10 protein-coding genes are annotated in these 15189 nt (G+C 52.5%); 6 read left to right on the forward strand and 4 right to left on the reverse strand.

Annotated features, from left to right (window positions below):
- The first annotated feature begins 1497 nt into the window (after nt 1-1497).
- Together GVY43_RS15215 and GVY43_RS15220 are read left to right on the forward strand one after the other, a co-directional pair.
- Complete coding sequence (locus GVY43_RS15215) at nt 1498-2790, forward strand: immunoglobulin-like domain-containing protein (RefSeq protein ID WP_159563708.1); 1293 nt, start codon at nt 1498-1500, stop codon at nt 2788-2790.
- On the forward strand, nt 2787-4889 hold the full coding sequence (locus GVY43_RS15220) for a NosD domain-containing protein (RefSeq protein ID WP_159563709.1): 2103 nt from the start codon (nt 2787-2789) through the stop codon (nt 4887-4889). Before GVY43_RS15215 ends, GVY43_RS15220 begins: the two co-directional genes overlap by 4 nt.
- 190 nt (nt 4890-5079) lie before the next feature.
- On the opposite strand, the gene GVY43_RS15225 is transcribed toward GVY43_RS15220, so the two are convergent.
- A complete protein-coding gene (locus GVY43_RS15225) occupies nt 5080-5553 on the reverse strand; it encodes a hypothetical protein (RefSeq protein ID WP_159563710.1) in 474 nt (157 codons plus the stop codon).
- A 2143-nt stretch (nt 5554-7696) separates the two neighbouring features.
- Here GVY43_RS15225 and GVY43_RS15230 point away from each other — a divergent pair.
- From GVY43_RS15230 to GVY43_RS15245, 4 genes are read left to right on the forward strand one after another with little or no spacing between them, the layout of a single operon-like run.
- Nucleotides 7697-7918: a hypothetical protein gene (locus GVY43_RS15230; protein ID WP_159563711.1), complete on the forward strand. Its 222-nt coding sequence runs from the start codon at nt 7697-7699 to the stop codon at nt 7916-7918.
- Between the two features lie 3 nt (nt 7919-7921).
- Nucleotides 7922-8575 (forward strand): hypothetical protein, encoded by a 654-nt coding sequence (locus GVY43_RS15235; protein ID WP_159563712.1) that lies wholly within the window; start codon nt 7922-7924, stop codon nt 8573-8575.
- Nucleotides 8568-8879: a hypothetical protein gene (locus tag GVY43_RS15240; protein WP_159563713.1), complete on the forward strand. Its 312-nt coding sequence runs from the start codon at nt 8568-8570 to the stop codon at nt 8877-8879. The genes GVY43_RS15235 and GVY43_RS15240 overlap by 8 nt, the downstream gene beginning before the upstream one ends.
- Before the next feature lie 44 nt (nt 8880-8923).
- Entirely contained in the window at nt 8924-9553 is a 630-nt protein-coding gene (locus GVY43_RS15245) for a transposase (RefSeq protein WP_159563714.1), read from the forward strand.
- Between the two features lie 746 nt (nt 9554-10299).
- Here the strand turns inward: GVY43_RS15245 and GVY43_RS15250 are convergent.
- The 3 genes from GVY43_RS15250 to GVY43_RS15260 form a co-directional block, all read right to left on the reverse strand.
- A complete protein-coding gene (locus tag GVY43_RS15250) occupies nt 10300-10635 on the reverse strand; it encodes a hypothetical protein (protein ID WP_159563715.1) in 336 nt (111 codons plus the stop codon).
- 1042 nt (nt 10636-11677) lie between these two features.
- A complete protein-coding gene (locus GVY43_RS15255; RefSeq protein WP_159563716.1) occupies nt 11678-12739 on the reverse strand; it encodes a hemolysin family protein in 1062 nt (353 codons plus the stop codon).
- Nucleotides 12740-12803: 64 nt separating this feature from the next.
- Nucleotides 12804-14111, reverse strand: coding sequence for a hemolysin family protein (locus GVY43_RS15260; RefSeq protein ID WP_159563717.1), 1308 nt, complete (start codon nt 14109-14111; stop codon nt 12804-12806).
- Nucleotides 14112-15189 lie beyond the last annotated feature (1078 nt).

Raw genomic sequence — 15189 nt, forward strand, 5'->3', positions numbered from 1 at the left:
TGTCCAGCAATGCTTGTGCCCCTTTCGGCATCCCCGCCATGTCGTCCGCCACCGCGCCCTGTTTCCGCGACGTGCGCTTCCGTCCCGTCCCTGACTTCTTGCCGAAGACGAACTCGAGCTTGTAGAGCTTGTAGAGCTTGTAGAGCTTGTAGAGCTTGTAGAGCATAACTGTAATTTGATATCACATGTGTATCAAATTACGCCCAAATCGCGGTAGTACCGCGATTTCAGAGCGATATCAAAAAAACGCCGAAAATTTACTGAAATTTACCGACTTTTCGGGCTTGATTTACTTTTATAAACCGCAAAATTTACTCCAGTAAACTGCAAAATCTACAAAAGTAAACGCGTTTCCAAACAGCCTCCCTGTCATCCACTCATCGCCCGACGGGCGAATAAATCAGAAGACAGGCCGCACAGAATCGACAACGACATGACACGGGACACGACGCAATGGATCAACGAACGGATCGATCGACCGACAAAAAGTAGGACGCATGTTGTCACTGACTCATGACAAAAACGTATCGCAACTTGCGCAAGTTGCGATACGAAATTGACGAATCGGCACGCAGGCATCCTGTACGCCAATCGCGTCGTCACGAACAAAAAAACAGAGAGTCGTCGACAGAAAATCGACGAGTGGATGACAGGCAACCTGTAAACCTGGAGGGAGAAAAAGGGGAGAAAAATCAGTAAACCGCTGTAAACAGACCTCGAAAAACAGGGAGACAAAAGGGAGAAATCGAGCCTTTTTTTGGTCCCAGCTTGAAATCGCGGTACTACCGCGATTTGGGCGTGATTTGGTACCCCTGTGGGACCAAATTACAGTTATGCTTAGTCATCCTTCCCCTTGTATCCAAGTGGGCGGTGTACAGACCGTCCACCCTGTGACGCAAGAAGTCGTTTCGCGAACAAAAAATCACCTGACACCGTACAGGGAGGGGGGACTCTTTTTTTGGTTTTGGAGAGGAGAATAGATCGACATGCCGAACGAATCCTCCATCCTTCGACACAAAAAAAAGACACCCGATACACGAGTGTCCTGCATCTGGCCGATCCCGAACAAGGGAGTCGTCCCTCACCTCAAAAACGCCTCAAAAGTTTGTGAAAACGGGCGTTTTTTGTCTGATTTTCAGACTTTGGCTTGAGAGCGTCGTCAACATTGCGTGGAGTTTTTATTTCACGCAAACATGCCTCTTTTTCACGCCTTCAGCGCGTTTTCTTCTCACGTCATCACGCCTCCCGACCAACTCATCGTCTCACATGTCGTCGCCTCCGCTTCACCTACTCACGTGACAACCGACAGAGGCGTATGCGCCGTAGCATCCCCAGAACATGGGAAGGGGCGCCCGTCGGTTGCCAAACAGTCTCATGTTCAAAAATGGGAAGTCCCCCGTTCTGTTTTTGAACATTCCACTCTCTAAACCGGGTGTATGGTGTGGTGGGGGGATGGGTCCATCCCCACTACATATCCATGAAAAGGGGAATCAACCCATGACCAAACGATCAACAGGAACAACAAACCGACGGAAGGCGCACGTGAACGCCCTGCGCGGGGCGACGCTCGCGACACTCCTCGCCGGCTCGCTCATCGGCGCGCAGCCGACGGGAGCCGAGGAGACCGGTCCTACCGCCCTCTCGACCCGGGAGGCGCTCACGCCGTTCGAGTCGTCGCTCGCCCTCCTCATGGACCTCGCGGCGCCCGTGCCGATCGACTACTACCAGGGACAGGACCGGGTGACCGGCACCGTCACACCGGACGTGAAGAAGGTCCGGCTCTACAAGGGCGACACGTACGTGCGCACCGGGCAGATCCAGGACGGACGCTTCGCCATCTACACGCGTGACGTGCACCCGCGCGCCGGTGAGGACTGGAAGATCGTCCCCGTCGGGGAGGACGGGCGACCGGGACAGGTCGCCACGCTCGACGCGGCGCTCTCGACGTCGGCCGTCACGACGGTCGACCCGTATGTCGAGGGAGACACGTACCTGACCGGCAAGACGACGGCGGCCGACGCGATCCGCCTGTATGTCGACGGCGAGGAGAAGCGCGCCGTCAAGGTGGACGCCGACGGCACGTTCAAGCTATACGTCCTCGACTTCGGCCTGGAGTCGGGCACGGCCCTCGAGGTCGTCGCGCTCGACGCGGAGCGTCGCGAGGGCGCCTCGACGACGACGACGTCCGAGACGTTCGTCCCGGCGTACAAGGTCGGACGTACAAATGCCCACATGGACTTCGGCTCGATCCTCGCCGCCTATGGAGAACCCGGATACGGTGTCGCCGGGGCGCGCCTGTACATCGACGGCGTCTACTACAACACGGTCGGGCTCAACATGTACAATGACGCCTTCAACATCCATTTCTACCTCCCGGACGAGAGCTACGGGAAGTCGGACACGAAGGTGTACGAGATCGTGACGCTCGACGCCCGCGGGCGCGAGGGCGGGCGCGTCACCCTGACACCGGACATCCGCGTTGCTAGCGGCCACAACCTTGGCTATGACGAGTTCGTGGCGTACGTCGGGCGCGGGACGCACCGCGTCGTCATCAAGGACGCCGCCGGGCAGGTGCTCGACGCGGCGGACCACAAGGATGGGGTCGTCATCTCTGTGCCGATGGACCGGGACAAGTACACGTCCGGCGAGACGTACTACGTGTATGGCGTCGACTCGAAGGGGAACGAGGGCCCTCCGGGGTCGTTCGTCTTCCAATGGACGAACGCGTCGTATGAGACGTACACGCCACCGACCGAGAAGGGCTGGCCGATCGGGGGGGCTACACGATGAGCCACGTCTACACGGGCACCCCGGCGGTCGTGAACGGGTTCATCAGCGTCCTCGACCCGGCCGTCCGCCAAAACCTGACAGGGAGTGACACGATCCAGGAGATCCCTGACAACGACTTCACGAACACGTTCGATGCCTGCCTCGCCTACGCGTCGGAACACAAGTTGAACGTGTTCGTCCCGGCCGGTCTCTATCTCGTCCGACGGATCGCGCTACGCCGGAACGTGACGATCCAGGGCGTCGGCGCCGAGAGTGACATCCGCCACCTGACGGAATTCGGCGTGTATAAGCCCCTCTTCTACAACCCGAAGACGGACAAGATCACCGACACGACGGGGTCGATCGACCGGGCCCACATCAAGGACCTGCGCGTGCGCCTTTCTGCATTCACCAACTATGGCTTCCATCTCGACCAGGTGTACGACACGGTCATCTCACGCGTCCACGTGCTCGCCAACGGATGTAAGGGGAGGGCGTTCCACGTCACCGGCGGCGCCGGGGAGGCATTCGGGCAGGGGACGGCCTACTACAACACGTTCTACGACGTCGTCGTGAACGGGGGCAATAATGGAGGGTACCTCGAAGCAGGGTTCGTCTTCCACCACAGCGCCAACTCGAACCGGGTCCAGAACTGTCGGGTCATCGGGGGGAACACCGGCGTGATGGTCGAGACAGGCTACACGAACCACATCCACGTGACGGGCTGCGCCTTCGAACGTGTCCGGTACGGGGTGAACCTGACCGGTGCCGCCTTCTGCACGGTGAGCGGGAACCGCTTCGAGCTCAACGAAGACGACGAGGATGCGTTCATCGCTGCCGGAGTGGGATACGCCGGTATCCGCCTCGGGACCTACGCCGGGGAACTCCCTGGCAAGGGGGTTGTCAAGCTCGTCTCTCGTGACAACTTCATCGCCGGCAACTTCTTCTCTGGCTTTGAAATAAACAGAAAGAACACACTCATCATGGACGGGCCGGAGAACGAGATGAACCAGGTGCTTGACAAGCGACGCATCCATACGTCGTTCATCTACAGTGGCATTGAGCGTGCCGACAACGGGACGCCGAAGAATGACCTGGTCGACGTCGGATGGCTGTCGGACGCCAACTTCCGGAACAACCATTCGATCCGGAACGCGAAGTCCATCCAGGACACAAAAATGATTCAAAACACGGGGACGATCCACGATGTCGACCTCCTGACGGATGTCCGTTCCGTGACGAACGTCGATGCCATCACCGGGGTCGGGACGATGTCCGATGTCGAGAGCCTCACAAACGTCACGGAAATCCGGGACGTCGACACGATCTCCTCTGTCTCATCCATCACGGATGTCGGGTCGATCCAGCTCACCCGCCTCACGGCGGAGCCGGTCGTCCCGGTCGAGGGGACGCTCTATCACCTCGACACCGCCACCCATCCGGAGGGGTACTACCTCTACCGGAATGGAGGCTTCCGTGCCCTCGTGCCGGAACCCACGGGACCGGTGGTGCCGACGGCTCCGGATCACCCGTTCTTCCAGCTCGACGCCCGGACGCTGTTCCGGGACGGCGTGTGGGAATACGACCTCCACGGCTGGTCGTCGCTCGAACGTCAGGTCGTCAGCGACCCGTCCGGCGAGCCGGTCGTCACGTTCCACTCGATCCCCGCATGGGGGCTGTTGGCGGACGGGATGACGATCGACGCGCGCAAGCTGAAGTGTCTGCGCCTGCGGGCGCCGAAGGGCGAGGCGTACTACCGGATCGCCGTGAAGGCGTATGACCGGGACGGGTTCCAGCTCGAGGACACCGGCGCGACAGAGGCCTATGTGCACCTGCATGGGGCCGTCGCGTCCGAGACCTCGTATTGGAACGAGACGCAGAAGCGACGCCAGAACCGGGCGAACGTGTATGAGGCGACGTTGCGCGTCCTCTCCGACGAGGTCTTCTTCCTGAAGGTGTCGATCTTCACCGGGGTCGCGATCACGACGGAGAACCCGATCACCTCGCTCGTGCTCGAGGTGCCCGCGGCCACGACGGCCGAGGCGCTCGCGGCCGAGACGCTCTCCGGGACGGTGTTCAAGAACCCGCTCTTCGACGGGAGCCTCGCCCCGCAGGGGTGACGACGTTCACGATGTTTATCTGTCAAAACCATCGTACGGGGAATCCCCTTCGATGAATCCAAAAACGAGTGCCTTTGGCACTCGTTTTTATTTCCATTCAAGTTTGTGCCCACGGAACCAGCTGACGAGAGCACTACGCATAGGCGAGGACGCGTGGAACGCCACAGAACCACATCGACCGATCGGGGTCTCATTTCTGGCGCTTGATATGGTCTGCCAATATGTTTTCGATCAACAAGTACAGGCTCATCTCGTGTTCGACCGCCATCTTTTTCAATCGTTTATGCAACATCGCGTCCATATCCAACGAGACTTTCTTTCGATCGACCCGTCCGGGCCTCGTCTCGATCTCGAAATAATCGTCATCCAACCGGGACTGGCCCGTGACCGGGTCGACCGTTAACGGCTCAGTTGCGATCTTCTTCGGTGTCGGTGGACGGATACGGGTCGATTGCACGAAATCGAGCACCTTCTTGTCCGCATTCGGATGGCTCCGGTCGATGTGCCACCGTTTCGTCCGTTGGTCGAACGTCGCACCAGCCGACTTCAGCGCCTCGCGAAGCTTCTCCTTGCCCACCGGGGCATACGCTTTCGCCAGATCGAGGAACTTCATGCGCTCGTTCAACTCCGTGACCTCGAAAATGGTCAGATTCTTGTCCGTCATAAGAAACAACCTTCCTTCTTAAGTTTTAACTAACCTTCCCTCTTCCCCTCTTTCATTCTAAGTTTCCGGGGCTAATCCCTTCTTGTTTGTCCTTCTGGATCGCCCTGCATCCTGTCGGATGGATCGGGCGATCCTCTCGAGATCCTTCTTCTCTCTGCTGAACGCACTTCGCTCCGGCGTTTACGCCTTCGCTCGCTTGTCGGGGCACATGCGGAACACGTCGCCAGACTACGCTAGGCTCGTATTCCTCGTGCCACATATGAATTTACATCTTCTACTGCTTCCTCGCTGATCAGTTTGCTTGTCGTTCTTTTCTTTTTAGAACTTGGAAAGAAAAAGACTTGAAACCAAAGAGCGCACCGGGCATACTCCGGTAGGGAAGATAGGAAACGGCTGGATGGGCAGACTAACCCCTTTGAAAAAGGATGCGGTTAAAATCTGCCCACCACGTTCTCCGTCTAGTGCAAGACGAGGTATCCGTATGTCTAGGCGTTCCAAGACTCCGGGGTGTCTCAACCCCGACATGTGACTCGCTGCGCTTTTATCGCGCACACAAGGCGTTTCCACGCCCTACCTTGCTGCCTTTCGGCGACTCGTCACGACAGTCAGGGCCGTCCTGCGGTCAGTGAACAGGCCGAAGACGTGCCATTCATGGTCTGAATCGTTCTGGAAAACGTACATCTATTCTCAAAAATTAACGCGCAAGCGTTCTCATTTTGAACAAGGCGAGACCCTTCGGGATACTAAAATGGTGAGTAGTTGGAAGTCGTTAGCCTAGAGTTTTCTTTTGATGGTTTCTTCTGGGAAATGACGGCTCCCAACACTCCGCCAAATGGTGTGCAGACTTAGGATGGTAGGACGAAAGCCACCTCTTGGACTGGGGTGGCTTTCGTTCGTCCTCTCAAAATATGCATGCATGCCGTCTCCTATTCGTTCATACGACAACTTGTCTATGCGATAGGATAAGGGTGTCCACGTCCCTGGAGACTAAAACCTGTTCGGTCTCTTCCTTCAGGGCGTCGATACCCTTTTTTGTGTTATGTGCATTGTCGTTAGATGTTCTCGTCACATCGGTCAGTAACACGTCTTGTTCAGCTCCCGGACGCTGCGTCCTTCGATCCGAATTCAAAGAATTCTCTATCTGGATATGTATGCGTTCATTTCGAAAGTCATAGGTCAACATGTTAGGTATGTAGAAGAAGGACGCCTTGGACGGGAGAGGAACAAAGAAGCCAGGGACCGCCCCGAAACGGTTCCTGGACTCCTTTTTAGATTTTCTTTGGCAAAGCTTGCCACCCACGCCCTCGTGGTTTCATATATAATCAAACATGTACGGGTTATCCCTACTTCCCGTGCGACAAGAAGCCTTTCCGACGACCGATCGGGAGGCTCTTTTTTATGTTTGATGGGGCGTTGATTCATTTCTGGTGTCCCCGCCAGGGAAGATGCCTTATACTAGGGAGGGCTGGGCGCGATCGATCAGATCGTGAAGGACACATGGGTCACTCCCGGTGGAACGCTCCTTCAAAGCGTTCCACGGCACACCCTCTATCCTCGACGAAGGAAGATCGGTCCCCCCAGCCATCTGGGACAGGCCTCCCACGGGAGGGTCCCGACACACCATACGAAGGACCGACAGGGCGGACACACCAGACAAGCGCTTACATCCCCTGCCGGTCCTTTTGTGCTGTCCATAGAGTCAAGGACTCGAAAAAAAGAGACCTGAACGCGCAGCTCTCCGGCGTTGACGCCTCCGACCCGCTTATCGGGGCACTTGCGGGACGACTCGCCAGACTGCGCTAGGCTCGCATCCCTCGTGCCACACGCGAGAAAGCCTCTTCTCCTGCCCCATCGTTGGCGTAGCATCATTATTTCACATACCACAATCGAAGATCAGGATAAGCATCAGGACCGGGAAAAGAACACAGATCGCCCGATCCGATACTTCTTACGAGAGAAGCGCTCCTCACAGGCCATCAGCTCTTCTTAGAACTACAACTTCGGGGACATAACGGCCCTCCAGTTGGCCGAACGGCTGTTGGACCACCTCGTCGTTTAGATTTCCTCGTCTGCGATTCACACGTTGTCCGGTCCGCACGCCGTTGGAAAGGCCGCCTTCTCCGTCGGTACGAGTTCCGTGCTCATGACGATGCCGATCGACGGCACGACCGTTCGATCGAACAAACACGAGAATGAACAGTCGGCCTACGTGACACACGCCTTATTGGCGGTCTCACTTCTTCGTGACCATGTCGACCACCACGGGGACATCCCGAGACGGATCGACGCGACAATCACGCTCGGTACTGCCATCCCTGCGATGCTCTGGGCCAAGAACAAGGCGCACGCACGACAGCTCGAATAACAGTTGCTCGGAGACCACCTCGTCACAATCTGGTTGGGCGATGAAAGAGTACGTGTATCGTTAGAGTATCAAACCGTTAAAGTGACCTCTGAAGGCGTGATTGCTCTATACGCTCTAGATTCAGCGCTACACAAACAAGGTAACTTAATTGTTGATATCGGAGAAGGTACGACGGAGTATGCGTTTACCAACGAAGGGATACCGGTTCCCTCATTGACTTCTGGAAGTCGTAACGGTGTGGGTCACGCCCTTGAAGGCGCGACTGAATCTTATGCTCGCCTGCATCGAATGGAATACTCTCGCCATACTTATAAGGCTAAAATGAAATCGAAGAAGGACTATGCCCTAGAACTACGCAAATTGTTCGAAAACCATAAACGTGTCCAGGCTCAAGAAATTGCTGAACAGACTGAGCGCCAATTAACACTGATCGAGAGAGATGCTGAACACGAAGTCGACAACGTCATTTTGATTGGTGGAGGGGCCGTTGTGTTCCAGCAAGGACTAGAACAAGCCTTGCTACCAATAACAAGCAAATGGAACGTGACCCTTGTTAGCGGGCTCGAAGACAGTGTGACCTTAAACCTGAAGGGATTATATATTCTTGCAGAGCAACTTGAGGAGCAACGTGTCAAAGAGGGTGTTATCGTTGAGTGATAAAAAACGTAAAACCGCCCTATCCCTACGCCTTAGCTCTTTAAATGATGTGGAATATGGAGCGATTGATCACTTCCACAACAAGCACAAGGGGAGCGTCCGGGCCTATGCGCAGATAATTCTGCTTATTAACGAACTCGCCGGGGACTTGGACTTCTCTCAGCCTCTAGAAGTGGCAAAGTTCCTTCAGTCGCTCGACGGTCGTCCAGTCCATGAGTCGCTCTCAGCGAAAAAGAGAGCCGATGAAACTTCGACGACCAAAAACAACCACGAAAAACCACATTTAGATATCGACGCTCTTTAAAGGTAAACACCAAGTTCACCCGTCATCAAAAGGAGGAACCCGATATGTATCGCGCCCATTCTGAGAAACGACATGAACCGATCCAGTCGAAGACCACGTTGGACCAGCTGGTCCCGCAGGATCATCTCGTCCGGAGACTCGACCGTCACATCGACTTCTCGATCGTGCACCGGCTCTGCGCCCCGCTCTATTCGAACACCGGTACGCCCGGCATCGATCCGGAGATCATCATCAAGATCATCCTACTCGGACCCCTGTTCAACATCCGTTCCGTGCGCCAGACCGTGAGGGAGGTTCAGACGAACCTCGCCTATCGCGGGTTCCTCGGTCTCGGCATCGATGAGAAGGTTCCCGACCATTCGACGATCAGCCAGGCCTACCGCCGACGCTTCCAGGGGAACGACGTATTCCAACAAATCTTCGAGGACATCGTCCGACAGGCGGAATCTCACGGTCTCGTCTCCGGGCGCATCCTGATCACGGATTCCACGCACATCCGGGCGAACGCGAACAAGAAGAAATTCGACAAGGTCGAGGTCGAACGGCTCGTCGGTGCGATCGAGGACGAGCTTCTCACCCGCGTGAACGAGGAACGGGCCGAACGCCTCAAGCTCGTTGAACATAAAAAAGACGAACCAAATCGCCATATGCGATTTGGTTCGTCAACAGCCTGAGTCCAATACATAATATTGGACTGTTTTCTTATCAAAAATACTAACAAAAGAATATTAACAATATTATTAACGATAACGATTACGCAAAAAATGAATCCTCTGTCCCTGAACATGAGACGAGCCCCTTCTTTGACATCATTGTATGATGTCGAAGAAGGGGGAATGACAATGTCGAAGTTTAAATCGTGGACCGTCGAATATATGGACCCACATCTGAAACCGATTGATTTTGTAGTCTCTGTTTTGGTATGTATGCTCTATATCTCTTGTGTCTACTCAAGGAATGAAATTCTATCGGATCCACTCACGCTATCAGGCATTCTGACTGTGCATTAGATATACATCCAGTTACGAGTCGCATACAACAAAAAGAAAGGCAGACGTCTCGAGAGCAATTAATTTAAAGGAGGTGCTCGTCCTGTCTAAAACCAAATATTTTTCCTCACTCGTGAACTCGGCGGTCCTCATCGCATGCCTCCTCTTCTTTCAAAGGACAGACGTCAATAGTTACTCAAAGTCTTAGTTACCATGAGCGCCCTAATCCTCAGTGAGTGGGTGACGATGAGGCTCTTCAGGCGGTTCGAAACTGAACGCGTCGCCCAAGGCGTCGTCATCGCTTCCGTCCTGTTCTTTGTCTTCATTGGTTTCTACAACCTTAGGTTTTGACACTCCCACGGCTGTAACCGCAAGCTTACCCTTCGGGATGAGTTGGAGTGTCAATACGCCTTGTCTTCACAAATCTGACCTTACATATCCTCTGGATAAGGGTCAAAAATGCCACGATAGTACGGCTTCATCGCGCCGAACCCGTACACGGCCACGATAACGAACAGAATATAGAACCCAAGGATCGCCCAGGCCCCCCACATCCCTGCCGCATCACGTGAGCGATAGTAACAGGCCAGTAACGGCATTGCCACGAATAGCAGAGACGCCGGCTTGAACGTATCATAAAACGACCCAAGGACTAATTCCCCCGGGGGCCCCTCGTTGTCCTTCGAGTCGACACCGTACACGTAGTACGTCTCGCCATGCGTGTGGCGCTCACGGTCGAGTCGGATGTTGACGCCCCTTGAGTTCAAAAAGGGAACAGCGTTCCGACTGTTTTTGAAAGCCTCTATCCATCTTCTTTTGCCAGAAACGACAAAAAAGACCCGGATCGCCGTGAGGGGCCCGGGGAGAATCGGTTGCCTGACGGTCCGCGCATCCCTCTCCATCATGTGTCAAACAGAGAAAAACGATTGGATGATCGACGGTGCTTGCATGCGCTAGGTTTTCGGTGTCTTCTGATGCGCGGGCCGGCGGGCGGTTTGTTGTCAGGGATTTAGTATACGATATCGCAGGGCGATGAGGCCTCGAAAACAGAACGGGGCATCCCCTTTTTTTGAGACGGGAACGTTGACCGGTTGCGCCCCCGGGTGGTCGTGGTATCCCGGGTCGCACCTGATTAGTTTAACGCATCGGACGGAGGGACGGGAAACGGAATGCCGTTCAGAACCTCCGGTGTTTGAACATGAGGTCAGGTTGAAAGAGGATGAGGTTACATTTCATCTTTAAAACGTTCGTTTTCCAAGCAACATGAGCCGTCCGTGTGAAGTCCTTGTGAAAGAGCACCGACCGGATGAGAGGGGGATATGGTGAAGTGGCGCCCCCTGCCCGTCTCGATCGGGATCGACAGCTACTCGGATGGGATGATCCCGGTTCCCCATCTATCGCTCCGTGTCGGACATAGAATCGTCGGATGACATCACCTGACGGCGCTCATATCATGTCGATCCGACCCGGACCACCACCATCCTTCTTATCATCATAATGTAGATGCATGGATTTGAGTAGTGCAAAATCGTCCTTCGGACCATCCGAGAGGCCGGCTGACTTGGATGGTCCGAAGGACCGGAACAAAGGGCTGGCAGGTGATCGATTCCATGAAGTATATCATAGAATCGAAAGAATCTAATCTCGACAGAGAGGCGTATGAATGGATCTCGTACGAGAAGAGGAGATACCGTCGCTCCATCCAGCTAAAACATATTGCCTATAGTCCTGTGGTTTTGTTATTAATTTGTCCATGTTTTTTTCGAAATACTATAAATCAATTCATTAATATTCATTAAACATCATTGTTTATGTGTTACTTGGAAGCAAATCAAAAGATTCATTATTGATTTCACCAATGATTTCTTCTAGGATGTCTTCCATCGTCACCAGTCCGGCGGTCTTCCCGTCCGTTGTCGTGACGATTGCCATATGGGTACGGCTTTGTTGCATTTTGGTCAACACTTTTTGAATCGGTGTCGTCTCAGGGAAACTAGGCATGTCATGGACGAACGATTTCGGTTCCGGGGTGCGACCCGCTGCCATGCTCGTCAATAATTCTTTCGTATTCAAGAATCCGATCAGTTTGTCCTTATCCTTCCCATCAGTGATCGGATAACGAGTATGCTCATACTCATCGATGACTTTGAACAGCTCATCGCGTGATAGTTGACTATCGACTGTGATCATCTCTGTTTTTGGAATCATGATGTGCTTTACGATACGCTCATCAAACTCGAAAATGTTTTTCAGGTAGGTCAATTCGGTTTGATTGATTTCCCCACTCTTAAAGCTTTCTGTCATGATCAGCTTCAACTCTTCTTCTGAGTGGGCTTCTTCATGCCCCGACGGCTCTACGTTGAACAATTTTAGGAATAAGCGGGCTGATCCATTCAATACCCGAATGAACGGGCTAGAAATTTTACCGAACCAGTAGAGAGGCGGTGCGAGCAACAGGGTCATTCGTTCGGCATACTGGATCGCCAATGTTTTTGGTGCCAATTCACCGATGACCACGTGTAAGAACGTCACAATCCCTAGCGCGATGGCGTACGAAAGCGTCGTAGCCAATGCGTCAGGCATTGCAAAGTAGTCGAAGACCGGCCGCAGTATTTTCTCGACTGTCGGTTCACCGAGTGCACCAAGAATGAGTGCAGTGATGGTGATCCCTAACTGACAGGCTGACAAATAGTAGTCCAAATCATTGGCCACTTCTTTGGCACGTACTGCTTTTTTGTTTCCTTCTGAAATGAGTTGATCGATTCTAGACATCCGTACCTTCAAAATAGCAAACTCGGACCCGACGAAGAACGCAGTCGCTAAAATCATTAATGCGATCAATATTAAGTTAACTATTATTTGTCCATCCAATATAGTTCCCCTGGTTCAGGGGATTCACCTCCATGTAGTTGAGTCAATCGTTTTGAGTGCGGCGTTATTTCGCGTGCTGCTGGAACGTCACTTGCTTGATTTGTTGGTGGTCCATTTCTGAAACGGTCCATACCGTGTGTTCATCCGTTTTCAACGTATCGCCGACTTTTACTTCTCCAATACTCTTGTATTGGATCCAGCCACCCAACGTATCGATATCGTCGCCTTCTTCGAAGGTCAAGCCAAATCGATGTTCTAAGTCTTTGAGTAACACACGTCCGTTAATCAAATACTGATTTTCATGAATTTGAGTGATTTCCGCTTGTTCATCCGCGTCGAATTCATCGCGAATTTCGCCAACGATTTCTTCCATGATGTCTTCCAACGTAATGACTCCGGCTGTACCACCGTACTCATCCGTCACGATGGCGATATGGACACGCGCTTGCTGCATTTTCAGCAAAGCGTCCTGCAGACCGGTCATTTCAAAAACGGTCGGGACTTCAAGGATGAAATTCTCAATATTCCATGGGCGCTCAGCAACGATATAAGGAAGCATCTTTTTCGCACTGACAAAGCCAAGAATCCGGTCCTTGTCGCCGTCTTCCGTTACCGGATATCGCGTGTAATTGTTTTCATCCAGAACTTCAACGATTTCTTGAAGCGTCATATCTTTGTCAATCGTCACCAAATCGGTACGAGGCACCATGATGTCTTTGGCAGATCGCTCATCAAAGGTGAAAACGTTCTCCATGTATGAGAACTCGGTTTCGTTAAGTTCGCCATCTTCCTGACTTTGCGCCATGACAATTTTCAATTCTTCTTCCGAATACGCATGATTATGACCGGCCGGCTGTGCACCAAATAGTCGTAACAGGACCCGCGCAGCCCCGTTCAGTGCCCAGATGAATGGCTTTAAAATTTTTCCGAACCAATAGAGAGGCGGGGCAAGTAATAAAGACATCTTCTCGGCATATTCGATGGCGAGCGTTTTCGGAGCCATCTCCCCTAATACCACGTGCAGATAAGTGACAAGTATGAAGGCGATGGCATAAGATGATGCCGCAGCGACGGCATCCGACACGTTAAAGAAATCGAAAACCGGATACATCAAACGTTCCACTGCCGGCTTTCCGAGGGCTCCTAAACCAAGGGCCGTCACGGTGATCCCGAGCTGGCACGCCGAGAGATAGTAATCTAAGTCACTGGCCACTTTTTTTGCAGTGATTGCTTTTTGGTTTCCTTCAGCAATCAGCTGATCTAGACGCGACATACGTATTTTAACGACTGCAAACTCCGAACCGACGAAAAAGGCCGTTAAAGCTAGCAATACGACTAATAACACTAAATTTATGAATGTAATTATATCCACTTGTTCTCCCTATAACAGGGATTCACCTCCGGTAGTTACTATAGCAAGTCAAACAGAGAAACCGACACCTCCATCCGATTCTCCAGCGCCTTACTGATTTGAAGCTTTACATGGGTTGGCGCTTCTTCCAATCTCGCGATTTTTTGTTGTAGACTTTCAAACTCTTCAAAAACGGATTCGACCAATACTTCAGAACTTAGTTCCTCTTTCTTATTTAGCGTCTCTTTGATTTCAAGGATTTGTCGGCCTTTGTTTCTTTAGAAGTTGAATACGTTCAACCCTTTGTGCGGTAGAAAGAATATAGTCTATAATTGCTTTCTGAACGCTGGAGGAGACGATCCGATTCATCTGTTTCACCCCTGCCTTCAACTGGGATATCGTCGTCGAATGTCTTGAGTAAGACGATATCTCAGTTATAGGCTTTGTTGTCATTCTCTGCGTTCTCGAACCGGTTGCCGATGACGCTACAGTTCTGGAAGTGGTTCAAGTTGGCAGTTTGTTGTCAGGACTTTAGTATACGACATCGCCTAGCGATGGGGCGTCGAAAACGGAACGGAGCATCCTCTTTTTTGAGACATGGAAACGGGAAATGAAATGTCGTTCAGGACCTCCGTTTTTTTTTGAGCATGAAATCTCTGTTGAAAGAGAGCGTAGAGACATTTCGTGCTTCAAATGGTTGTAGCGCAAAGAAAAGCGACTTCCACAAAGTTAAACCTTCTTTGCTTCTGTTCGCTATCTGCCAGCGTGTCTTTTCTACTCTTTGGATACGCCAAAAGGAAAATGAGATGGGAAGAACGCTTTATGTTGATAGGGCCAACTCTTCCCCTTATCTTTCTTTCCCGAAGAAAAACGGAGTTTACGGAAACCTCCGGTTTCTTCGATGACATCGCTACCTCTCGTCTTCTTGATACTCCAATCGCACCTTGTTTAATAGGTTTTCGCTAGTTTCTTCTTAACTTGATATTATTAAACTTGTTTCAAAAAATAAAAGTAAATCAAATTAAGATATTTTAAATTCTAATGATTAGTTACCTGATTTCATCATTTTTCGGCAATCGTAATAGGGAACTATTCATTG

This window comes from Exiguobacterium sp. 8H (assembly GCF_902506255.1).
Lineage (GTDB): Bacteria > Bacillota > Bacilli > Exiguobacteriales > Exiguobacteriaceae > Exiguobacterium > Exiguobacterium profundum.